General features: G+C 45.8%; 23 protein-coding genes. 12 read left to right on the plus strand and 11 right to left on the minus strand.

What is annotated here, in order from left to right; translation table 11 throughout:
- Positions 1-16: 16 nt before the first annotated feature.
- From KNO90_RS00895 to KNO90_RS00915, 5 genes are all read right to left on the minus strand, one after another.
- Positions 17-1,078, minus strand: a complete 1,062-nt coding sequence (locus tag KNO90_RS00895; protein ID WP_214740818.1) for a bifunctional glycosyltransferase family 2/GtrA family protein — start codon at positions 1,076-1,078, stop codon at positions 17-19.
- 90 nt (positions 1,079-1,168) lie between these two features.
- On the minus strand, positions 1,169-2,158 hold the full coding sequence (locus KNO90_RS00900; RefSeq protein WP_012726409.1) for a sodium:calcium antiporter: 990 nt from the start codon (positions 2,156-2,158) through the stop codon (positions 1,169-1,171).
- 187 nt (positions 2,159-2,345) lie between these two features.
- Positions 2,346-3,194, minus strand: coding sequence for an HD domain-containing protein (locus tag KNO90_RS00905; RefSeq protein WP_214740822.1), 849 nt, complete (start codon positions 3,192-3,194; stop codon positions 2,346-2,348).
- Between the two features lie 100 nt (positions 3,195-3,294).
- On the minus strand, positions 3,295-3,999 hold the full coding sequence (locus KNO90_RS00910; RefSeq protein ID WP_214740824.1) for an SDR family NAD(P)-dependent oxidoreductase: 705 nt from the start codon (positions 3,997-3,999) through the stop codon (positions 3,295-3,297).
- Between the two features lie 39 nt (positions 4,000-4,038).
- The gene (locus KNO90_RS00915) at positions 4,039-4,584 is read right to left on the minus strand and encodes a glycerol-3-phosphate responsive antiterminator (RefSeq protein ID WP_215112806.1); all 546 of its coding nucleotides are present in this window, start codon (positions 4,582-4,584) and stop codon (positions 4,039-4,041) included.
- 117 nt (positions 4,585-4,701) lie between these two features.
- Here KNO90_RS00915 and KNO90_RS00920 point away from each other — a divergent pair, with 117 nt between their 5' ends.
- Both KNO90_RS00920 and KNO90_RS00925 read left to right on the plus strand, forming a co-directional pair.
- A complete protein-coding gene (locus KNO90_RS00920) occupies positions 4,702-5,127 on the plus strand; it encodes a GNAT family N-acetyltransferase (RefSeq protein ID WP_214740828.1) in 426 nt (141 codons plus the stop codon).
- A gap of 26 nt (positions 5,128-5,153) precedes the next feature.
- Entirely contained in the window at positions 5,154-6,323 is a 1,170-nt protein-coding gene (locus KNO90_RS00925; RefSeq protein WP_214740830.1) for a cation:proton antiporter, read from the plus strand.
- A 39-nt stretch (positions 6,324-6,362) separates the two neighbouring features.
- Here KNO90_RS00925 and KNO90_RS00930 read toward each other — a convergent pair whose 3' ends face one another.
- Entirely contained in the window at positions 6,363-6,980 is a 618-nt protein-coding gene (locus KNO90_RS00930; protein ID WP_215112807.1) for a DedA family protein, read from the minus strand.
- 92 nt (positions 6,981-7,072) lie between these two features.
- Here KNO90_RS00930 and KNO90_RS00935 point away from each other — a divergent pair, with 92 nt between their 5' ends.
- The 8 genes from KNO90_RS00935 to KNO90_RS00970 all read left to right on the plus strand — a co-directional run bounded on the left by KNO90_RS00935 (position 7,073) and on the right by KNO90_RS00970 (position 14,710).
- On the plus strand, positions 7,073-7,630 hold the full coding sequence (locus KNO90_RS00935; protein WP_251127294.1) for a DNA-3-methyladenine glycosylase I: 558 nt from the start codon (positions 7,073-7,075) through the stop codon (positions 7,628-7,630).
- A gap of 118 nt (positions 7,631-7,748) precedes the next feature.
- Positions 7,749-9,236 carry a sodium/proline symporter PutP gene (putP, locus tag KNO90_RS00940; protein ID WP_215112808.1) on the plus strand — a complete coding sequence of 496 codons (1,488 nt, stop codon included), beginning with the start codon at positions 7,749-7,751 and terminating at the stop codon, positions 9,234-9,236.
- Between the two features lie 113 nt (positions 9,237-9,349).
- Positions 9,350-10,501, plus strand: a complete 1,152-nt coding sequence (locus KNO90_RS00945; RefSeq protein ID WP_215112809.1) for a CapA family protein — start codon at positions 9,350-9,352, stop codon at positions 10,499-10,501.
- Positions 10,502-10,626: 125 nt separating this feature from the next.
- On the plus strand, positions 10,627-11,841 hold the full coding sequence (locus tag KNO90_RS00950) for an argininosuccinate synthase (protein ID WP_214742374.1): 1,215 nt from the start codon (positions 10,627-10,629) through the stop codon (positions 11,839-11,841).
- On the plus strand, positions 11,834-13,222 hold the full coding sequence (argH, locus tag KNO90_RS00955) for an argininosuccinate lyase (protein ID WP_215112810.1): 1,389 nt from the start codon (positions 11,834-11,836) through the stop codon (positions 13,220-13,222). Before KNO90_RS00950 ends, argH begins: the two co-directional genes overlap by 8 nt.
- Positions 13,223-13,418: 196 nt before the next feature.
- Positions 13,419-13,832 carry an NAD(+)--rifampin ADP-ribosyltransferase gene (arr, locus tag KNO90_RS00960; protein WP_251127296.1) on the plus strand — a complete coding sequence of 138 codons (414 nt, stop codon included), beginning with the start codon at positions 13,419-13,421 and terminating at the stop codon, positions 13,830-13,832.
- Between the two features lie 86 nt (positions 13,833-13,918).
- Positions 13,919-14,449 carry a biotin transporter BioY gene (locus KNO90_RS00965; RefSeq protein WP_215112811.1) on the plus strand — a complete coding sequence of 177 codons (531 nt, stop codon included), beginning with the start codon at positions 13,919-13,921 and terminating at the stop codon, positions 14,447-14,449.
- 63 nt (positions 14,450-14,512) lie between these two features.
- Positions 14,513-14,710 (plus strand): hypothetical protein, encoded by a 198-nt coding sequence (locus KNO90_RS00970; protein WP_214740844.1) that lies wholly within the window; start codon positions 14,513-14,515, stop codon positions 14,708-14,710.
- 21 nt (positions 14,711-14,731) lie between these two features.
- Here KNO90_RS00970 and KNO90_RS00975 read toward each other — a convergent pair whose 3' ends face one another.
- The 5 genes from KNO90_RS00975 to KNO90_RS00995 all read right to left on the minus strand — a co-directional run bounded on the left by KNO90_RS00975 (position 14,732) and on the right by KNO90_RS00995 (position 21,464).
- Complete coding sequence (locus KNO90_RS00975) at positions 14,732-15,580, minus strand: sulfite exporter TauE/SafE family protein (protein WP_215112812.1); 849 nt, start codon at positions 15,578-15,580, stop codon at positions 14,732-14,734.
- Positions 15,581-15,649: 69 nt separating this feature from the next.
- Positions 15,650-16,537, minus strand: coding sequence for an alpha/beta hydrolase (locus tag KNO90_RS00980; protein ID WP_215112813.1), 888 nt, complete (start codon positions 16,535-16,537; stop codon positions 15,650-15,652).
- Positions 16,538-16,564: 27 nt separating this feature from the next.
- Positions 16,565-17,338: an AAC(3) family N-acetyltransferase gene (locus tag KNO90_RS00985; protein WP_214742376.1), complete on the minus strand. Its 774-nt coding sequence runs from the start codon at positions 17,336-17,338 to the stop codon at positions 16,565-16,567.
- 14 nt (positions 17,339-17,352) lie between these two features.
- Positions 17,353-20,361, minus strand: coding sequence for an AAA family ATPase (locus KNO90_RS00990; RefSeq protein WP_215112814.1), 3,009 nt, complete (start codon positions 20,359-20,361; stop codon positions 17,353-17,355).
- A complete protein-coding gene (locus tag KNO90_RS00995; RefSeq protein ID WP_215112815.1) occupies positions 20,361-21,464 on the minus strand; it encodes an exonuclease SbcCD subunit D in 1,104 nt (367 codons plus the stop codon). Before KNO90_RS00995 ends, KNO90_RS00990 begins: the two co-directional genes overlap by 1 nt.
- A gap of 107 nt (positions 21,465-21,571) precedes the next feature.
- Between KNO90_RS00995 and KNO90_RS01000 the strand changes: the two genes are divergently transcribed.
- Both KNO90_RS01000 and KNO90_RS01005 read left to right on the plus strand, forming a co-directional pair.
- A complete protein-coding gene (locus KNO90_RS01000; protein WP_215112816.1) occupies positions 21,572-23,302 on the plus strand; it encodes an ABC transporter ATP-binding protein in 1,731 nt (576 codons plus the stop codon).
- A complete protein-coding gene (locus KNO90_RS01005; protein ID WP_214740856.1) occupies positions 23,299-24,171 on the plus strand; it encodes an NAD(P)-dependent oxidoreductase in 873 nt (290 codons plus the stop codon). The genes KNO90_RS01000 and KNO90_RS01005 overlap by 4 nt, the downstream gene beginning before the upstream one ends.
- The last annotated feature ends 8 nt before the right edge of the window (positions 24,172-24,179 follow it).

The following is a 24,179-nucleotide window of genomic DNA, read 5'->3' on the forward strand; positions in this document are numbered from 1 at the left end:
ATGCAATCATGACCGGTTATTTTTTGAATATCCATCTTTTTTGAATATAATAACTGACGAAAAAGAGAAAGCTATCGACCGCTACTTTTAAGATAACCTCGCCCTGTCTGAACAAGAGAAACAAGAGATAGACAAGGATTGCCGAAACGGCCATTTGAAGCACGACGAGACTAAAATATTTCGGAAGGGACCGCCGCGCCTTCGAATCGAAGACTACTTTTCGATTCACGAGATAATTGAATAGAGAAGAAATGATTCGAGCGATGACCGTCGCAATGACGACATGAGCCGTGTCGAAGTATGGAGATAATAAATAAATGAAGAGCGCATACATCCCGACGTCGACAAGGAACGAGGCGACAGACGATAATGAATACATCAAAAACATCCGGTAAATTAAGATCGAGTCGAGAATCGGTCGGAAATGGGATGAATCATTTTCATTCTCATATACGGTCTGGATGGTCGTTTGTTGAATCGGGACCTGCAATCGTTTCGTGAACGTAAGCATATTCATCTCGAACTCATATCGATTCCCCGGAATGTCAATCAGTTGCCTAGCGTATCGCATCGGGATGGCACGAAGCCCCGTCTGCGTGTCTTTTAACTTCAACCCACTCCCGATCAACATGACGAGCCGTGTCGCCTGATTGCCGAATCGGCTTCGGAGCGGAATCGCATCTCCGCTAAAATCTCGACATCCCATGATGAGATGATGTGGTTTATTCAACCCTTCCTCATACACGTTGACGACATCTTGCGGTAAATGCTGCCCGTCGGCATCGACCGTGATCACCCCTATTTTTTCCGGGTACGAATCTATCACGTACCGTAATCCCGTTTTGATTGCAGCACCCTTCCCTTGGTTCTGTTCGTGCGTTAGCACTTCGTCGACAAAGGATGCCACGCTGTCAAATATCCCTACCGTCGACTCGTCACTACCGTCATTGACTACAATGATGGTCGAAAACCCGCTCTCCCTCAATTTCTCAACGAGTGTGACGAGTGCAGCATCAGGGTTATAGGCCGGAATCAAAATCGTATACGCTTGGCGTGTCTCCACTTCTTGCATTTGCATCGCCACCCCTCCTTCCATTCCCCTATACCCGAAGCAATGAATTCGCATTCCCAATTAAAAAAACATCAGCCCTAAGGCTGATGCATGAGTTTACCCGATAAAGATCAAGTAAGACGAAACGAAATAGACGACGACAACGAGTAACGAAGGAATCACATAACGTACCTTCGACGTGACATTTTGTCTGAGCACACTGTACATCACGAGGATCGATAGGATGGTGATCCCGACCGCAGATACGAGGTGTGATGTCGAGACATCTGCGAGGATTGATCCATTCCGATAAAAGACATCAGACATGGCGATAATAAGCATATTAAAGATATTCGAACCGAGAATCGAACCGAATGCCAAGTTGACATTACGAAGTTTGAGTGCCATGAACACGGCGACCGCTTCCGGGAGTGACGTCGATGCTGCAATCAAGAAGCTACCGACAAAGCTAGAACCGAGTCCTGTGACGACGGCAATCTGATCTCCCGTGATCGATAGGGCTGTTCCTGCCGCCATGATTACGATTGCAGCGATGATGAATCCAAAGACCGCACGTTTGAGCGTGATGTCTTCATATTTCCCGACAACCACTTCTTCTTCGACCTCTTGTTCCGCGACCGGATCTTTCGGTTGTTTCCCGATATAATAGATTCCGATGCCGTAAAGGATCGCAATGAGGAGTGCGTCGACTCCGATTCCGATAAACGTCATATCGACGCGAACGATCAAGGCAATCAACGTCGTGACGGTCAAGAGTAACCCAAGTCCGGCCGTATACAGATGGTCCCGGCTCGCATAGTTGAACAATTGCTTCTGTCGGAAGTATAGGTCGAACATCGCTAAGATAAAGATATTGAATAGGTTACTTCCGAGCATGTTTCCGATGGCGATGTCGGGGTTGTCAATCATGACAGCCGATATACTTGTTGTCACTTCCGGGAGCGAAGTCGCTCCTGCCAATAAAACCGTCCCGACAAGCATCCCGCCCATTTTCGACTTTTCAGTCATGACGTCGGCGTACGTCGATAATTTAATGGCGGCGTAGACGGTGATGGCCGCAGCCAGTAAGAAATAAACAAAAACCATTTTTTCTCCTCCTTGGGTAAACAAAAAAGACCTTTTTATGGACGACAAAAACGCCCATAAAAAGGTCTTGCGGACTTATAAAAGCTCGATGGACCGAGTGCGCACGCACTGTAATGACGACCCATCGACCACGATTGTGGTCGCTACTCCCCTTTTTATCTTCCCTTTGACTATAGCATGAAGAGAACTAGTTGACAATCGAGCGACGTATGAGTGCGAGAAGTTCTTGTGGCTCGAGAGCCGTCCGATATGCGAGTTCTTGCATCCCCGCGAGCTTCTCGGGTGACAATGGCGTGGTCCAACCCGCTTCGTGAAGTCGCTGTCGGAAGCACGCAATCTCTACTTCATCAATCGTCTCTCGTGCAACAATCTCTCTTAACTCATACGCTGTTTGACATAGTGGTGCCGATTCTTGCAACCATTCGTCCTCGATGAAATGAGTCAACATGGATTCGAGGAGTCTTGCCACTTTTCGATCTTTCGCATTCTTCTCACCGTAAAACAACAGATGGAGTTCTTGTTCATACAAGCCAATCAGGTCTGTTGAACTACGAAACGGTTCAAATGCAAGCGACAGCTCATGGTAATACCACGATTGATCACGCATCGGTCGTTTAAATCGTTGCCACACCTTCATCCCTTCCATCTCAAGATCATAGCGGATGGAGCGGAGATTATGTAGCTTGTCCGCCACGAGAAGTGCAATTTCATCAAATTGGAGTGACTTCACCTGTTGAAGTGTCATCCGTTTTCGTTGTTCCCACGTTTCATCACGATTTTTCTCCGAAACTGCTAGCACCAGCCTATGCACATCAGATCCAAATTTCGATAGAATCTCCTGTGGTTCTGTTTTTGTGTCTTCAATCAAATCATGAAGTAACCCTGCCGCCACGACTGCAGGTGGTTGATGATCGGTTTCAAGTAGCATGGCGACAGAGAATGGGTGTGACAAGTATGGAATCGATGAGCCTTTTCTAGACTGGCCTCCGTGACGTACAGACGAAAATCGTAGCGCTTCTTCGACAAGCGGATTCATGTCACTCGCTCCCTTCATCCGGATAAAAATCTCTTTATTTATTACCCGGAATTAGGTAAAAATAACCTAATTTCTATCCTATTTTAGGTATTTAGTCACATTATTCTTCATAAATCATTTTCTTCGTCATGCCACCATCAACGATGAGGTTTTGTCCATTCACAAACTCGTTCTGTTGATCAATTAAATAGCGCACTGCGCGGACGATGTCTTCCGGTTCACCGACACGACCCGATGGATGTTGTTCATGATCAATCTCACGTAACGCCTCATTGGACGTATGAATCCATCCCGGACTGATTGCATTCACTGTCACGGGGCGGTCGCCCAATGAGATGGCGAGTGAATGGGTCAAACCGACGATTCCGCCTTTCGAAGCCCCATATGCGTCCCAGTGTGGCTCATTTTGAATGGCACGAGTCGAAGCCATATTAACGATTCTTCCGTACGACTCACCTTGATTCAGTTCTAAAAAGTATTTCGCACAACTAAATGTCCCGACTAGATTGACATCAATCACTCGTTTAAATGTCTCGATTTCGATGTCATCTATCGGTTTAACAAATGAAGCGATGCCTCCGTTGTTGATCAACACATGGGCTCGACCAATCTCGTTATGAATCTCTTCAAAGACACGCTCAAGTTCAGAAGTATCCCCAAGGTCCACTTGATAAAAACGTAAACCTTCGATTTCCGGGTCATCTCCAATGTCTAGTCCAATCACTTCATACTGATTGACAAAAGCTCGAGCAATCGCATATCCGATTCCTTGACTGACTCCTGTTACAATCATCACGTCTGTCATGATTCATCCCTCCTCAAGAAATGTATACCCAAATACGGATTAGACAGTCCACAGTTTTCGATTCGAAGTCGTAATGACGCTCGCCCCGGCATCGAGGGCTGCTTGGACTTCTTCTCGTGTCTCAATGAGACCTCCGGCGAATACCGGAATTCCCGTTCTCTCCTTCACCTGTTGAATATACTTTGGTACAATCCCCGGCAGTACTTCGATATAATCTGGTTTTGATCGTTCAATGTGCTTAATACTCTTTTCAAGCGATGTCGAGTCAATCAAAAAAAGTCGCTGCACCGTCACGACATCATTTTGTTTCGCCTTGACGATGACGTTTCCTTTCGTCGAGATGATCCCGAACGGTTTATACGTTTGGCAAACATATTCCGTTGCATACTCGTCAGCCCTCATTCCTTGAATCAAATCCATATGAATGAACACTTTCTTATGATGTTTCTTCAACAGTTTAAAGATAGATTCCAATCGGCTCATATGAATCTCTAGTAACACACCTAGTTCCATATCACTCGATAAAAACCGTTCTAAATCCCGCATATCCCGAATCGCCGGCAAAATGGATTGTTCATTTAACATCGACTACTCCCCCTGTCTCCTGTTTCAATTATGTAGACAGCCATTTTCAGAAATCAAGGTTTACCTATTCAATATATCGGGAAAATAAAATCAACTTGTGTAGAGGGGGATTTTAATATGGTCAATGAAGTGACTGTAAAAGTTGAAACACCGACACCGGAACAACATCAACTATTGCGTGTGAAAGCGGGGATGCCACGCCGTTCCGATGAAAGTACGGTGAAAGGTCTTAAAAATACTCTGTTTGGGGTCTGTTTATACTTAGAAGATGAAATTGTCGGGATGGGGCGTGTCGTCGGTGATGGCGGGATGGTGTTTCATTTGGTCGACATTGCTGTCGATCCGGAATGTCAGGGACTCGGACTCGGAAAATTAATCATGGAACATTTAATGGAATGGATATTAAACGAGGCAGATGAGACAGCCATCATTAGTCTAATCGCAGACATTCCAGCAGATGGATTGTATCGACAATTCGGGTTTGATTACTCACGACCGGAATCTGTGGGGATGGAGTATCAATGGGGACAAAAAGAAAGCTGAAAACAAATCATGAAAGGGGATGACGTATGGATGGATTAAATATCATCGTGTTGCTCGGATTGGCGCTCACGCTCATCTCCGTCTTCAGTCTTCTTATTGAACGTCTTTACTTCCCTAGTATTTTAGCATTTATTGCGATTGGTGTAGGCGTAGGCTTCTTTTGGGACGGAAATGAAGTATTTAAAGTCGCAGGTGAGATCGGAATCGTCCTCTTGTTTTTCCTACTTGGTCTTAAGTTTCCCTTGCGAGAATTATGGAAGCGTATGCGAAAAGTTTGGAAAGCAGGCGTACTCGATATCGTTCTCTCTTTCGGCGTATCGTTCGGGATTGCCTTACTATTTGGCCTCGATTTCCCTCGCGCATTTCTAATTGGAGCCGTCTTATATGCGACGAGCTCTTCCATTTCTGCGAAACTGCTTGAGCGGCATTCCGAAAAACATGAAGATATTAAAGAGTTTGTGCTCGCCTTACTCATCTTTGAGGATATTTTCGCCCCACTCCTCTTAACGGTCGCTCCTTTCATCATTCAAGAAGAACCGGTTGCATTGTCCGATATCGGGAAAGTCTTCGCAGGATTTCTTATTTTTGGAGTACTCTTGTTCATCGGTTCAAGCTTTGTATCCAAACAACAAAAGTTTTCGAAGCACTTATTGCGACAAGATGATGCGAGTATCGGTCTGATTGGACTCATTCTCTTTTTCGCAGGAATTGGGATGGTGTTTGGATTATCTGAGATATTAGGCGCGTTTATCGCTGGAATCATGCTCGCAGATATCCACGATGTGAGACCGCTGAAGCGTTTGACCGTACCCGTCCGAGATTTATTCTTGCCGATCTTTTTCATCTCGTTCGGTATCTCGATCAACCTCGAGAAAGGTGTCATCGTAAATGCACTCTTCTTCGTCTTGATTGTGTGGGGAGTATTATCCAAATGGATTGTCGGACGCGTCGGGGGCAGAATCTATGGCTTGACGCGTGTTCAGGCGAATGAAGCCGGGTTCTCACTCGCGCCACGTGGGGAGTTCTCTATTTTATTCACCGCCCTTTCGAACGGGGCCATCAACTTGTTTGTCGGTCTCTATATTTTCGTGTCAGCCATTGTTGGAATCATTCTGTTCCGTTTCTCAGAGTACTTGGCAGAAAAAACGGAGAAAACCCTCACGAAAGTGTTACCTGACGAGAAAAAAGAAAAATGAATTGGCGGACCCATACGCTGGGTCCGCCTGTTTTATGCTTTAATCCTTCGCTAGTTTACTGTGCCTTTTCTTTCGCCATACGAGATAGATGATGACCCCAATCAACAATAGCCCATAGATTACATAAGAATACGCATCGAGGTATGCGAGAATATCTTGCCAGTTCTCCCCGACTTTCATCCCGATGACGATGAGAATGGTATTCCATAAAGCTGTCCCAGCCGTACTGAGCAATAGAAATTTCAAGAATGGCATATTGGACATACCTGCTGGAATGGAGATGAGACTACGAACGACTGGCATCAATCTTCCGAAGAATACCATCCACCCTCCGTATCGATCGAACCAGGCATCCGCTTTTCGTACATTTTTGATGTCGAGTCGGAGCCATTTCCCGTATCGCTTTGTCCATTTTTCAATTTGCTCAACATCAAACAAGAGTCCGAGGCCATACAGCAATACCGCTCCTAAAATGGCACCAACTGTTGATGCCACGATGACAAGCGTGATGGACAAGTTTGTCTTCACAGCAAAAAATCCGCCAAACAAGAGAACCACTTCAGACGGTATGGGCGGAAATACGTTTTCAATAAAAATCATGAATGCGATCCCTATGTACCCATATTGCTCGATTACTGAAATCATCCAGTCACTCATGTCAATTCCTCCATTCCCACTCCATATACCCGTCCATTTCCGTACATAACCACCGAGACATGCTACACTTCTTATAAAAGGAGTTGAGAATTTTGGTTGAAACATTACGCTGTCCTTGGTGCGGAACCGATCCGTTATACGTTCGTTATCATGACGAGGAATGGGGAAAGCCCGTTCACGACGACCAGAAGCACTTTGAATGTTTGACACTCGAGAGTGCACAGGCTGGTTTGAGTTGGATCACGATTTTAAGAAAACGTGAAAACTATCGACATGCTTACGCAAACTTTGAGGTACAAGACGTTGCCATGTTTACAGAAGAGGATATTGAAAGGCTCATGTTAGATAGTGGCATCGTCCGAAATCGAAAGAAAATCGAGGCATCCATCAATAATGCGAAGCAATTCATCAAGATTCAACAGGAATTCGGTACGTTCGATTCCTATATTTGGTCATTCGTCGACCATGAGCCCGTTATCAACAGATGGGACAGCTTGGATGAAGTTCCTGCCACGACAGAACTGTCTGAACGATTGAGTAAAGACCTCAAGCGACGGGGCTTTAAGTTTTTAGGCCCAACGACGGTGTATGCCCACCTACAAGCGACTGGTCTCGTCAATGACCATCTCGTGTCTTGTGCATTCCGTTAATTTAGGACCAGCTCTCAAAAACATCTTTACATTTCCCCTCTTGTTGTGACAATATTTTGACAAAGTGATATTCTATCACTGAAAGCGTTTTCATTTATTTTTATTCGGGGGGATGTTGATGAACGGAATTTTAGTGTCCATTGTTCTTTATATGGCACTGATGATCTTACTTGGGATCATCGCGTATCGGAGAACAAGCAGTATCGGAGATTACATGTTAGGCGGACGTGGACTTGGTCCTGGAGTAGCCGCACTATCTGCTGGCGCTTCTGACATGAGTGGCTGGCTATTAATGGGCCTACCGGGAGCCATGTATGCCACAGGAATCTCGAGTGGTTGGATTGTCATCGGGTTGACAATCGGTGCTTATTTAAACTGGTTATTGGTCGCACCAAGATTACGCATTTATTCATACATATCGGATGATGCGATTACTATTCCAGATTTCTTTGAGAAACGATTTAAAGACACAAAAGGTGTATTGCGTTCATTTTCAGCTGCTGTCACGTTAATCTTTTTCACACTGTATGCGACAAGCGGATTCGTCGCAGGTGGTCGCCTATTCAATGCCGTCTTTGACATTGAATTTGTCACGGGAGTCGTCATTCTCGCTTCCATCATTATTCTGTATACGTTTATCGGTGGTTTCTTAGCCGTCAGCTGGACAGATTTTGTTCAGGGATTGATTATGTTGTTCGCCCTTATTTTTGTACCTGCCATCGCCATTATGGCAACTGATGGGGTTTCGACCGCTCTTGACACGGTACGAAATATTGATGAAGCATTGCTTGACCCTTGGACAGGTCAATCACTCATCGGTATTGTTTCATTATTTGCCTGGGGTCTCGGCTATTTCGGCCAGCCGCACATCATCGTCCGTTTTATGGCAATCGGAAAGCTCGAGGACATTAAGACGGCACGTCGCATCGGGATCTCATGGATGATCTTCACTGTTGTCGGGGCGATGGCGACCGGGTTGTTCGGTCTTGCCTATTACACACAACAAGGCCTCACCATTGATAATCCGGAAAACGTCTTTATCAACTTATCTGACTTATTATTCCCGGATTTGGTGACGGGCGTTCTGTTGGCCGCACTCCTTGCTGCCATCATGTCGACTATCTCGTCGCAATTACTCGTCTCATCAAGTGCTGCGACGACAGACTTTTATCAAAAATTCTTCCGTAAAGATGCTGGCGACAAAGAACTCGTCATGGTAGGTCGGATTACGGTCATCCTCGTCTCGATTGTATCGATTATTCTCGCACTCGATGCAGATGACACCATCCTAAATCTAGTCGGATATGCATGGGCTGGTTTCGGTTCATCCTTCGGGCCACTCATCTTGTTCAGTCTGTTTTGGAAACGGACGACTCGCCAAGGAGCGCTAGCTGGAATGTTGACGGGTGCCTTTGTCGTCATTTTATGGAAGAACTATGCCGCTACTCTTTTCGGTACGTTTGGGACATTGTATGAAATGATTCCCGCATTCTTCTTGTCGGCGCTCGCCATTTATATTGTGAGTTTGATGACGCCGCCACCAAATGAGGTCATTCAACGTGAGTTTGACCAAATGCAAGATATGGTTAGAGAACATATCAAATAACGCTTATGACAGGTCAAAAACGACCTGTCATTTTTTAAATAGGCAGGATTTTTCTTAATTATCGACGAACTTTAGGGTTATCGAACTACTCTGTCATGAAAAGGAGAATCGGGATGAAACCAATCAAGATTGTCTCTCGCCTTACCTTCATGTCTAGTTTTGTTTTATTAATTGCTTGTGGTACGACTCCGGCAACAAATCAAGAAGTACCAACAGTACCAGAAGAAGTCGAAAAACCGATTGTTGATCTTCCTGAAGAAACGCCACCTGCTGAACCCGAGCCGATTGTCACGTCTGCCTCAATATATGCAATCGGGGATGTGTTGTTACATGACAACGTGTATGATGCCGCTCATACCGATGACGGATTTGACTTTGATTCCGCTTTTGAACAAGTAGCCCCGATCTTGAAGCGCGCCGATATCACCATTGCGAATCAAGAGAGCATGATTGGCGGAAGTGAAATCGGATTATCAAGTTATCCTGCCTTTAATAGTCCCTTTGAGATTGGAGATACACTCAAACGGTCTGGTGTTGATTTAGTTACGACAGCGAATAATCATTCACTTGATCGTGGCGTCCAAGCCATCGAGAACTCTATCGGACACTGGAACGCCATCGGAATACCTTATACAGGCTCATTTCTATCTGCTGAGGACAAAGCGAATATTCGTACGTTGATGGCCAACGATATTTCTTTTTCCTTCCTCGCATATACGTATGGAACAAATGGCATCGTGCCGAAGCAACCATATCACGTGAATTATATCGACCTCGCACAGATGCAACCAGAGATTGAGAAGGCAGAACAGTCCACTGATTTGACAGTCGTTTCTCTCCATTTCGGTACGGAATATGAACCGCTACCGAATGAGAGCCAAACTGAGCTCGCTCAATTGTTAGCAGACCTCGGAGTCGACATCATCATCGGTCATCACCCTCACGTGTTGCAACCTCCAATCATGCTTGAAGGTGTAAATGGCAATCAGACATTTGTTGTTTACTCTCTTGGTAATTTCTTCTCTGGTCAAAAAGGAGATGATCGGAACACGGGGGGCATCATCGGAATCGATGTTGTCAAAACAACCACTGATGACGCAACCACATTTGAACTCAAACAACCGATGTTCTATCCAACCTTTACGCAAAAGTCATCTGATGGTTATTATGAGGTTGTTCCGTTAAATTCAGTCAAACCTGAACTTCTTTCCACTGTCAGCGATCATATGTCACAGTGGTTACCAGAGCTTACAATCGAACAATGATGACCACGAAATCGCTCGTGGTCTTTTTATTTTCAAAAAAAAGGTTGCCACGCTTTCGGTTATCCCTTACACTAAGTCGTATATTTATAAAAAAAGATTAATAATTATTCATAAGGGGTGTTCATATTTTGAAACAGAAACTCGTATTGGCTTACTCAGGTGGTTTGGATACATCGGTTGCGATTAAATGGTTGGATGAACAAGGATATGATGTCATTGCCGTCTGTTTGAATGTCGGGGAAGGGAAAGACTTAGAAAAAATTCAGCAAAAAGCGATGAAAGTCGGGGCAAAAAAATCAATCGTGATCGATGCGGTTGATGAATTCGTTACAGATTTCGCTCGTTACTCTATGCAAGCGCACACGTTATATGAAGGTGTCTACCCACTCGTTTCTGCTCTGTCACGCCCTCTCATCTCGAAAAAATTGGTCGAGGTCGCACAAGCCGAAGGTGCCGTCGCTGTGGCTCACGGTTGTACAGGGAAAGGAAATGACCAAGTGCGTTTCGAAGTGTCCATTCATGCACTCGACCCTTCACTTGAAATCGTTGCACCCGTTCGTGAATGGAAATGGTCACGTGAGGAAGAAATTGCTTACGCGGCGAAACATGATATCCCGATTCCAATCGTTCAAGAAGAACCTTTCTCGATTGACCAAAACATTTGGGGACGTGCCATCGAGTGCGGTATTTTAGAAGACCCTTGGGCGGCACCACCAGAGAGTGCTTATGAATTGACGGCAGCACTTGAAGATACACCACATGAACCGACTTATCTTGAAATTGAATTCAAAAATGGAGTGCCGGTTGCAATCAATGGTAAGAGTCAATCATTCACAGATATTTTAAAAGAAATCAATATCGTTGCAGGTGCACACGGTGTAGGAAAAATCGACCACATCGAGAACCGTGTCGTCGGTATTAAATCACGTGAAGTCTATGAAGCTCCAGGGGCTATGACATTGATTACTGCGCACAAGGCACTCGAAGCGTTGACCCTCGTCCGTGAAGTCGCACACTTCAAACCGATTGTAGAGCAGAAGTTAACGGAGACCATTTATAACGGACTTTGGTATTCACCACTTACGAAGGCACTCCTTGCTTTTATCGATGAAACTCAGGCAACCGTCACAGGAACGGTTCGCATGAAGCTGTTTAAAGGACAAGCCATCGTTGACGGACGTAAATCACCGATTTCACTCTATGACGAGGAACTGGCGACATATACATCAGCAGATACGTTCGATCAACAAGCAGCTGTTGGATTTATTAAACTATGGGGCTTACCTACAAAAGTTCAATCAGAAGTCTTAATGGAAAAGGGAGCTTTTATCAATGAGTAAATTATGGGGTGGTCGCTTCGAGAAGACAGCGAGTGATTGGGTCGATGCATTCGGTGCATCGATAGAATTTGACGCTCAACTCGTCTTGGAAGATTTAGAGGGTAGCATGGCTCACGTGACGATGTTAGGAGACCAAAATATCCTCTCTAACGATGAAGTGACTCAACTACTCGAAGGACTCAATCTGTTAAAACAAAAAGCAATCGCCGGTGAATTGAAATTTGAAGTGTATCATGAAGACATTCACATGAATCTTGAGGCCTTGTTGCACGAGGAAATTGGTCCCATCGCCGGAAAGATGCATACAGCACGTAGCCGAAACGATCAAGTCGCGACAGACATGCATCTTTACTTGAAAGAACGTGTGAAAGAAGTGATTCACTTGATTGAATCACTTCAACAAGAATTGCATGCACACGCTTCAAAAAACGTCGAGACGATCATGCCTGGCTATACGCATCTTCAGCGTGCACAACCAATTTCACTTGCGCACCATTTACTCACCTACTTTTGGATGCTTGAGCGGGACAAGGAACGTTTTACAGACAGTTTGAAGCGAATCGATTGGTCCCCTCTTGGAGCAGGCGCGCTCGCTGGGACAACGTTCCCAATCGACCGCTTCCGGTCAGCCGAATTGCTTGGATTCAATCGGGTTTACCCGAACAGCCTCGATGCTGTCAGTGACCGCGACTTCATTCTTGAATTCCTCTCGAACGCATCGATCCTCATGATGCATCTCTCCCGTTTCTGTGAGGAGTTGATTCTTTGGGCCAGTGAAGAATATCGTTTCATTACCGTGTCGGATACGTTCTCTACCGGTTCGAGCATGATGCCACAAAAGAAAAATCCGGACATGGCCGAACTCGTCCGTGGAAAATCGGGTCGTGTGATTGGAAACTTGATGGGATTATTGACGCTCATGAAAGGACTTCCTCTCGCTTATAATAAAGATTTACAGGAAGATAAAGAAGGAATGTTTGATACGGTCAAGACCGTTCAAGGCTCACTCAGTATCATGGCGGGGATGATGAATGAATTGACGTTCCATCCTGACGTCATGAAACAAGCGACCAAGCGTGATTTTTCTAACGCTACTGAACTTGCTGATTATTTGACAGCAAAAGGAGTACCCTTCCGTGAAGCTCACGAAGTGACGGGTAAACTCGTCAAATATTGCGTGGATGAGCGATTATATTTACGCGAGCTCCCAATCACGGTGTTCCAAACACACTCCGAATTGATCGAAGACGATGTGTATGATGCCTTGACCCCTGAACAGGCAGTCGCACGTCGAAACAGTTACGGTGGAACAGGATTTGATGCCGTCCGCGTACAATTGAAAGAAGCTTCAGAATGCATGAGCAAGCTGACCCATTCATAACAAATACGCGTCCTCGTCAGTTAACGAGGACGCGTATTTATGTTCATCCATTCAATATAAAAATTACATAAATCAGTGCTCGTCGTCTAGTTCCCCCTCTTAATGATAACAAGAATCCTGCTCAACAAACAGACTACACTTTAATGTGTTCACGTACGATAATGGTCTCAATACGATGCAAATAGGAGGCATTCACATGAAATCTTCTGTTCAGTTGGACCCAGGTCCATTCTTTCATGGAACGAAAGCAGAACTTGTTGTTGGAGATCTTTTAGAAGTTGGCCATATGTCGAATCATCGCCATGAGCCGCTACGTCACCTTTATTTTACGGCGACTTTGGATGCCGCAAAATGGGGGGCTGAATTAGCAAAAGGAAACGGTCCTGAGCAAATTTATATTGTGCATCCGGTTGGCAATTTTGAAAATGATCCAAATTTAACGGATCAACGATTCCCTGGAAATCCTACTCGATCCTATCGGACAATCGAACCGCTCCTCGTAGTAGGCGTTTTAAAATCATGGGAACGTCACTCAGAAGAGATGATTGAAAAGATGCGTTCATCGATTGAGGAATTACGTCGAACCGGAAACGATCACATCATTGATTAAATTTGAAAGGCGAAAAACTACTTGCCATCCCTATTCGAACATGTTAACTTTTATATTGTTAACGTTAACTGAAAAGGGGTTTACATATGAAAATTCAGGATATGACACAAATCGCTTTTGGGGCAGCACTCATTGCCAGTGTCGGCTTTATTGAAATACCGATCGGACCTGTTCCGATCACCTTGCAAACACTTGCCATCATGACGATTGCCGGAGTATTTGGGGCACGTAAAGGATTTTTAGCGGTCCTTGTTTATTTACTTCTTGGGTTAATCGGTCTTCCCGTATTAAGCGGACAAGGCGGTTTCGCACCATTTGTCGGACCGACAGTCGGCTATTTAATCGCTTTCCCGATTGCGGCATTATTGATTGGTTGGTTTAGTGAAAAGCATCGTTCGATTCCAGGATTGATTGGGTATAACGTTGTTTTTGGACTCGGGCTCGTCTATTTACTTGGAAGCATCGGTCTTGAAATTGTTGTCGGCATGTCCTTCATTGATGCGCTAAAAGTGAACATCCCGTTTATTTTTGGTGATTTACTCAAAGCAGTGATTGCCGCTATTCTTGCAGTTAAAATTTCAGAGAACGTTCAAGTCCGCCGCTCTCTTGCTTCGTAAATGTTCTGACGTTTCACCTGTACCCCCCTGTGGAATACTTATAGTATGGAAGGGGGTGTCTCTATGAGCGACTCGACGTTTAAAAAACGCTTGCAAAAAGCGACCCATTTTTATCAACGTTCTGACAAAGGGCAACGTCAAGGAGTAGACAAGTCGTCTCATGAAAAACGTGACACTGAAGCGTTTGAGCGCAGACTCCGTGAGGCGAAAGGTAAGGTTGGCGAGATTCAAGAAAACATTGACCATATTGCTAGACGTTAAAACCCCGTCCATGGACGGGGTTTATTTTTTGCGTGGTCGAACAACGAGTGTAATGATGAATAATAGTGCCAATGTGACAAGTAATACGAGGGAAGCCGTATTCCATCCAATCAGGTTAAGCGCCACACTGAAAGCGACGGTGATATAAAATCCTCCGAGTGCTTTTTTAACGTGTTGTGAACTAAAGCGTTGCAACTGTTTTGCTCCAAATGGCGACCCAATCATTGCACCCGCAATCAAGGCAAGACCGTGCCAATAGTTCGTTTCCGCACCAGCGACAGCGTAACTGATGACACCTGAAATGACGATAAGGAGCGCTGCGGAGATGCTCGTTCCAACCGCTCGCTTCATTTCAGTATTCAATAACTTCACTTGGAGTGGAGTCAAGACGAACCCACCGCTCACCCCCATCAAAGAAGAGATAAATCCAGCGAAGACTCCGATGATCCCGAGACGTGGAACAGAATCTGTACCGACACTCCCCTCGACATGCTGTTTCGAGCGAAAGAATGAAATCGCAAAGTAAGTGAGTAACGCGATGTAAACAAGTGAGATGATGAGTGTCGCCCCATCTACTCCTTCTAAATAAAAGACAAGTGGCGTCGCAATCCATGTCCCGAGTACGCCAAACAAACCAATCCATAGCGCATGGGTTACGTTTACGTTACGTAAGCGAATGTGTGAAATCGTACCTGCAGTCGTTGAACCGAGCGTCAACATAAGACTCAGTGCAATCGCCGCACTCGCCTCATACCCGAAGACGAGAAGGAGTGGCGTCAATAAAATACCTCCACCGATTCCAAAAAAACCGCTCAAGATCCCGATTAACGTTCCGAGAAGTAAAAATTGTATGACTTGTAATACGTCCATATTCTACCCTTCTTTCATTGGTCTCGTGAGCAATCATATCAAAAAGGGGCGTCAAATGCGCCCCTTTGCTCACAATGATTTTTCTAGAAAATCAAAGATTCGCTGTTGATATTCGCTTTCGAACGCGTGATAAGACCCGACATGTCCATCGTTATCCGTCATCCAAAGTTCGACATTTGCTTGTGCATCAGCAAGTTTTTCACTTTCCGATACAGGAATCGCATCATCCCCTTTACTATGAATCAAGAGGATCGGCGCATCGATTGCTTCGATATCATGAATCGGCGAAACGACATCGGCATCGAGACCGGTGAACCACGGTGTCACGGTCATAATGACAGGAGTGAATGGAACGTTTGGCAAATCACTCCACACCGGAAGATTCGTTTCAAGATAGTTTCGTAAATCACTGAATGGACTGTCTGCAATCACGGCAGCCACTTCGACGTCATCTGCCGTAGAGAGAGCCGTTGCGGCTCCCATCGAAATGCCGTATAAGACAATCGGTCCATCTGTTCTTCCTTTCGCATATTGAATAGCGGCCTGTAAATCCGATTGTTCCTTAGCTCCGACCGTCACACGATCTCCCTCTGAAATACCCGACCCACGAAAATCAAACGTTAAGAATTGATATCCTTGTTCGTGAAACTCTGGAATCAAGTCTTTAAGTGGAAGATCATCTTGTTCTCGGTTCTTCCCATAACCGTGAGCAAACACGATGGTCGCACGAGGCGTCGGATGCGGAATCCACCATCCGTACAAGTCGTATCCTTCTTCCGATTGAATTGTCACATTTTCATATTTCAACCCAAGAGATTTCGGCGTATATGTCAATGTTTCTCGTTCAGGTGACGTCAATTGATCTCCGATATGAGCCGAGATTCCTGCAATCGCCAATCCGGCCACAAGCAACATGATCAGTACCGTCATACTAGCAATTTTTATCCAACGATTCATCTGATGCTTCCCCTCGTTTCTGAATAATTATCTCAACCAGCTTCGTAATGCGATGAGCGCATGTTGAACCGGTTCCCACGTACTAGCGGGTATCAGATAACATGTTGCTTCGTTAATAGTGAACGTACGAACATCTTTTTGTTTCACAATATTCTCACCGATTGCACCAAACGGATCACTATTCACATCGACGTGATCAAATGTTATCCATTTACGCTCTCCGGCTTCGTAAACGGCACATCCGAACGATTTCACCGGACCTTCGATTCCGTACTCCGCAAAATGCCATAGCGTCGTCGCATCGAGTGGAGAACCGAGGTGAAGGACACGTGCGTCACGTTCAATCATTCGTTCGATCGGAGAGCTCGGTCCGAATCCGACTTCAACCGTATGTCCGGAAACGATTTCCTTCGCATTCTTCCCCCATGCCGCCACAGACCACATCGGGTGATCACTCCGATACACATTTGGATAAGTCCGAAACAGCTCGGGTACACGTCCCATACCTCGAGTCAATGTCTTTTCTTTTTCATAAGGTGGCATTTCCTCACGTATCGTTTGCCACCATTCTACTGGGACTGGTGGTGCCTCCCACTCGGCCGGGTCTGAATTGTCTCCTGTTTGTGTTGCCATCATGAGAAGTCCTGATGGTCCCACAACTTCTTGTAATGCCTCAATGACGGTTTGGGCACCACCACATACCCACCCCAGTTTAGATAACGATGTATGGACAAACAGCGATTCTCCTGCTTGAACTCCCGCTTCTTTTAAATCATTGATGAGACTTGACTTTGTCACCATCTGTTTCACAACTATCACTCCACAATCAGCTGGATCGTCGACCCGCTTCTAGTTTTACTGACTTCAATCCGTGCATCCACACGGTCTTTCAATTCTTGAACATGACTGATGACCCCTACGAGTCGACCTGTCGACTGGAGAGACATCAATAATTCAATCGCCTGGTCTAATGATTCGGCATCGAGTGTCCCGAATCCTTCATCAATCAGCATCGTCTCAAGACTGATGCCTCCACTTAATTGTTGCACGACTTCCGCAAGTCCAAGTGCAAGCGAAAGCGACGCTTTAAATCCTTCGCCTCCGGAAAGGTTTTGAACACGACGGGATTGTCCTGTATATGCATCGAAGACGAGAAGTTCAAGTCCTGATTTGGCGTTCCCTTTTGCCGTTTCAATTTTGCGCTCGAGTCGGAATTGTCCGCTCGTCATTTGATCTAAATGAATGTTAGCAGCATGTAAGATTTGATCAAAAAATGCTGTTTGGACATAGGTTTCAAACGTCATTTTTTGTGGATTGATCCCTTTCCCAGTATCAGCAATCAATTTGATGGTTTGTAACTGGTTCTCTTCGTTGGCTGTACTCTCACGAAGGGCAGACCATTCTGAGGTGATTTGGCGATGTCTCGCTAACGCGTCTTGTGCTGTGATCAACTCTTTTGAAACTTGTTCATATTGCGCAGTAGCTTCCCTCACTTTTGCTTCCACCAGCTCAAGATTTGGCCGGCTAACATTCCCAAGTTTATCCTCGATTATTTGCTTCCGATGACGAAGGCGAATGCCTTCTTGTTCCTCTTCGAGCAGTTGATCGCGAATCGTCTGTCGCTGATTGATTTGACTCGCAATTTCTTCATAGCGTTCCCGCGTCAGATTGGTCGACGCAAGTTGTTCGGTCCAAATCGATTGGTGCGACTCGTATTGTTTTTCCAACTCTCTCAATTGTTCACGGGTCACGGAAAGACGCTCTTCTTCTTTCCACAACGCTTTCTTCACTGTTTCCAATTGCTCATCAAATGATTCGAGTTTCTTTAAAAGTAGTGTCAGTCGATGATGTTTTTCATTTCGTTCTGATTGCAGGGACTCCAACGTCACATCATCCGTCTGACCGAGGCTATGCAGTTTTTGTTGAATGCCTTCAAGTTCTGAGAGAACACGCTGACGTTCCTCAAACTGGTCACGACGCTGTTGTTCCAATTGTCTAATCTCGTTGGTCAGTTGACGCAATGTTCGCTCATTCTCTTGGCGAAGCTGTTCGTCACGCTGTAGCGACTTTAGATGGGACTGCCATCTTTCAATCTCATCCGATATGTCATGCTTGTGTTGAACGTCTTTAGATGCCTGTTCAAACTCCAAGCGTGTTGTTTCGAGTTGTTGATGAAGAGAACGATAATCTGCCCTCGCCTCAATCAAGCGTGTCGACAATTCCTCAAGTCGTAATAACGCTTCCTCTCGAGCGGCAATGTCTTCAATCACGGCTTCGGGTTGTGACATTTCATGGTGACGAGATCCACATACAGGACACGGTTCACCTTCTTCAAGTGTGTCACGTAGCTGTGTCGCTAAAACGAGTTGCTCTTGTTGTTTATATGTTAAAACGATCTCTTGCTGTATCGTATATTGTCGCTGAATCTCTTTTCCAGAGCGTTCACATGCTGCAAGTTGTTTTGAGAGGTCACTGATTTTTGTTTCAAGCGTTTTCAGTTGAATCAATCGATCGACATAACGTTCGACATCGACAGAACGTTCAGTCGGCTCAGTTTTCAAGCGTTCAACGAGTTCATGTTCATGTACTTGTAGTTCATTCAATCTTGATTCTTTTGAGAAGTCCGCTAATGCCTTCGATTTCGTTTCTAATTGTTGACGACGAGAAACGAATGAAGCACGTTCTTCGATTTGAGGTATCAACTCATCAATCACTCGAAGCCGCTCACGGAGTGACCCAACCTCTTGTCTGCCCGCTTCCATCGACGACTGCTGTTCTTCCAATTTTGATTGTGTCGTTTTCAATTCTTCGTACTTAGTCAAAGAAGTTTGTTTTTCAGTCGTCAATCGCTGTAGTTGTCGTTCCATCTCAACGAGACGATCAAACACAGGACGAATATTGGCTGCCGCCTCTAACAGTTGTAGTCGGTCTCGACGTTCGTTTCGTAACACTTCACCTTCTAAAAAGGCTTCGAGTGCCCGATTCGTTTCTTCTCGTTCGTTGAACAGTCCGATCAGAGACTTCGCAACTTCAAGTTCATCTCGAACTTCTTCGAGCGTTTTGAGATATTCTCGTTTCTTGAGATCCACCGTGTCACACGTTTCAATTAAACGCTCTTCCCGTTCTTCAAGCCATCGAATAATCTCATCAATCGGTTTGACCGAGACTTCTTCAATTGACTCGTCTTCGAGTTCGAGTAACTTGAGGCGTGTTCGTTCCACCGACCACTCGACTTGTTTTCGATATGCGCTATATCGTTCTGCCCATTTTTCTTGAAACGACCGATACGCTTCCGTCTTGAAAATAGATTGTAAGATTTGTTGCTTTTCATTCGAATTAGAGTCAAGCAGTTGTCTAAATTGATTTTGCGGCAGTAACAAAATTTGACTGAATTGTTCATATGAAAGTTGTAAAATCGATTCAATTTGTTCTTGAACCTCATTGACTTTAGTAGCCAGCGGTTTCCAACCGTCCTCCCATTCATATAGAACCGCCTCATGAGGGATTGGCGTCTTGTTTACAGGATGGGGTTGCTGCGGTTGTCGAACGATTCGATAGCGTTCTCCTCGAATCGTGAATGAGAAATCGACCTTTGTTATCGTTTCAGGTGTCGCGTACTGGCTTCTGAAGTCGCTCGCGTTTCGGAGCGAACCACTCGCCCGTCCATAAAGAGCAAATGTCATCGCATCAAAGATGGTCGTCTTTCCGGCACCTGTCCGACCACTTACAACAAACATGGAACGACCCAACAACTGTGTAAAATCAATTGTCTCTCGTTCTGCGTATGGCCCAAACGCTTGCATCATCAATTCGACCGGTCTCATCAGACATCACCTTCTTCTATCATTTGCTTCACAGCATCTGGTGCAGTGCGATCATGAACGGCTTCAAAAAATTGTACATATACTTCTTCGACCGACTGTCTCTCGAGCATCTCACGTTCAAACGTGGACGTCTGTTCCTGACGGCGCAACATTTCCAATTCAAGATGTAGGATATTCGGATAGACGGTTCGGAGTTTCGCCATCGGATCGTGTAACGCTGTATCATTCGTCAACACAATTTTGAGGTAATCATCCGTTTTCTGTTGCTGATAGAAAGTTGGGGAAAGGAGCTCATCTAGCGTTCCGGTAAGTTGTCGCATATCTCGCTCTGGTGTCAACACACGGCGACGACGGTTCCATCGCCCGTCCCACTCTAGAATATCCACAGATTTCTGATGATTGACCTCGGAAAACGAATATTTCATGAGCGAGCCACTATATGCGATTGTTTCATATTGAATTGCATCACGATTATGTAGATGACCTAGTGCCGTATACGAAAAAGGCTCATACAACCCTTTCGCGACCTGTCCTGCCATGCCGACAGATAGTTGACGTTCTGAATCCGTCTCCAACCCACCTGCCACAAAACTGTGACCGACCGAGACCGCGTTCTTCTCAATGTCTCCATACGCTTCAATCACAGCCTCAAGTGCGTCATGATGTGTGCGAATCGTATCGATACCGAGAATGTGTCGCACCCTGGCCGGTTCAAGAAACGGGATGGGATAGAACGGGATGCCCGCGACCTCGAGCGGACCAATAGCGGGGTCTAGTTTCCCGATGATATGGAGCCCCACTTGTCTCAGCAATTTCGAACTATATTCGAGACGTTCTGCTGAATCATGGTTTCCAGCGATGGCAATGACGGGGATTTCCCGTTTCAGAACAAGTTCTCGCCACATTTCATCAAGTAGATCGACCGCTTCCACGGGGGGGACGGCACGGTCGTACAAATCCCCTGCGATGATCACTGCATCCGGTTGTTCTTCATCCACAATATTTAAAAATGAATGGAATAGTATATTCCGTTGATCTTCTGTCATATGACGACCGTGGACAATCTTACCAAGATGCCAGTCGGCCGTATGAATCCATTTCATCACGTATCACCTCTCTTTCCTATTCTAGCATGAGTCATTCGAATGATTCGACGTCTTGACACCCGTTTTTGAAACAGCGAAAGTAAGAAGAGAGGAGGATTGTCAAAATGAAATCATCAACATGGCAAACTTTTTTTCAACTGTTCAAAATCGCAAATCCTCCGAAAGGATTATTTGTCGGCGCTATTCTCATCTCGCTCCTTCAAGCCGTCGCCTCACTGGCCATTCCGCTCATCTTGCAACGGGTGGTCGATCGATGGAGCAGTGATCTGTTGACACCCGAATGGATTGCATATTTCGTCGTTGCATTTCTGATTCAGGTTGTCACGAGTGCCGTGTCGATTTATTGGTTACATATTGTCGGCCAACGGGTCGTCGCCAATTTACGCACGACCTTATGGGATCATCTCGTCAAATTGCCAATTCCATTCTATGACGGCATCAAGTCGGGTGAACTAGTGTCTCGATTGAACAATGATACGACGACACTTCAACAACTCTTGTCCGAACAGAGTGTCAGGTTGTTGACCTCAATCGTCTCCGTCATCGGTGCCGTCGCCATCTTGTTCACACTCGATTGGCAGATGACACTCGTCATTTTGTTTTCTGTCCCGACCACTCTCATCATTGTCATACCGCTCGGACGAAAGCTACGGATTATCGCAAAAGAGACACAACAAGAACTCGGGAATCTTTCGGGCTTCTTTGCCGAACTGCTCGGTGAGATTCGCCTCGTCAAATCACAAGCGACGGAACAAACGGAAGTGAAAACCGGCAAAACAAAAATCGAGACACTGTTCGATTACGGGGTGAAGGAAGGACGAATTCAAGCAATCCTCATCCCCCTTCTCAATGTCACCTTGACCGGGATGTTGATTGCGATTCTCGGATTCGGCGCATATCGCGTCTCGACCGGGGCTTTATCAACGGGAGAACTACTTGCTTTCATGCTCTATCTCTTCCAAATCATTACGCCGCTCATCACGATGAGTGAATTCCTGACGAGACTTCAAAAGGCGCGTGGTGCAACGGAACGAATTGCCGAGCTGCTCGAAGTCAGCCGAGAACCTTACAGCACCCATGAAGAAGTGATTCATCAAACGACACTTTCGTTCGATGACGTTTCTTTCCACTATGGCACTGAACCCGTCATCCGAGGTTTGACACTTCACGTTTCACCAGGGGCGACCACCGCCATCGTCGGGCGCAGTGGTGCCGGCAAAACGACACTTTTTTCGCTTGTCGAACAATTCTACATACCGACGGCAGGGACGATTCGATATGGAGATCGGGACATTCAGTCATACGGACGTGACACTTGGCGGCAAATCATCGGGTATGTCGCTCAAGATTCACCTGTTTTATCTGGATCTGTACGGACGAACATCCTATATGGACTTCAACATAGAGCGAGCGATGATGAAATCAGAGAGGCCTGTGAGATGGCCAACGCATGGTCGTTCATTGAAACGATGCCACATCAGCTCGATACGGAAATCGGGGAGCGAGGCATCCGTTTATCCGGTGGACAACGGCAACGTCTCGCCATTGCACGAGCTTTGTTACGCAATCCTCAAATTTTATTACTCGACGAAGCAACATCAAGTCTAGATTCAGAATCAGAACGCGTTGTTCACGAAGCGTTAGACCGCTTGATGGTCGGGCGAACAACGCTTGTGATTGCCCACCGACTTTCGACTGTCAGACATGCTGACCAGATTGTCGTCTTAGAAGAAGGACGAATCAGCGGGATCGGGAAACACGAGCAACTTTTAACGGAGAATGAACTATATCAACGACTCGTTTCACAACAATTATTAGGGGGACAAGCGACATGAAAACAATCGGATTTATCGGGCTCGGGGTCATGGGCCAATCGATGGTACGTAATTTGATGAAACACGGATTTGAAGTACAAGCATACACACGGACGAAAGAGAAGGCAGCTGCATTGTTAGAGGAAGGTGTGACATGGTGTGATTCGGTACGGGACGTTTGCCGAGATGCCGATGCCGTCATCACGATCGTCGGCTATCCGTCCGATGTCGAATCCATCTATTTTGGCGAAGGGAACATTCTTGATTCGGCAGAACCAGGTACATTATTGATTGACATGACGACGTCCTCACCGAAACTGGCTGAACGAATTGCCGAGACTGCCATTGAGCGAAGTCTCCTCCCACTTGACGCACCGGTCACGGGAGGCGATGTCGGAGCAAAAAATGGAACGCTTTCGATTTTAGTCGGTGGGGGTGAATTCGCCTTCAATAAAGCGAGACCGTTATTTGAGGCGATGGGACAATCGATTGAACGAATGGGATACGCTGGAAGCGGACAATACGCAAAACTCTCCAATCAAATCGCCATTGCTGGAATCATGATGGGGAATGCTGAGATGCTAGCGTTCAGTAAACGGGCTGGGATTGACCCAGAGGCACTCGTTCGTACGATTCGTGGCGGGGCAGCCGGTAGTTGGACGCTTGAAAATCTGGTTCCACGCATGATTGTCGAGGATTATGCACCTGGTTTCTTCATCAAACACTTCATCAAAGATATGACACTCGCCATCGAGAGTGCTCGTGAGCTACAAGTGACATTACCAGGTCTCGAGCTCGCACATCGCCTGTATTCAATTCTTGAAAAGAACGGGTATGGAGAGAATGGCACGCAAGCACTGATCGAGTATTATCTCCATCAAGACGTTTGAAACAGGAC

It is taken from the genome of Exiguobacterium sp. s63 (assembly GCF_018617335.1).
Taxonomy (GTDB): domain Bacteria; phylum Bacillota; class Bacilli; order Exiguobacteriales; family Exiguobacteriaceae; genus Exiguobacterium.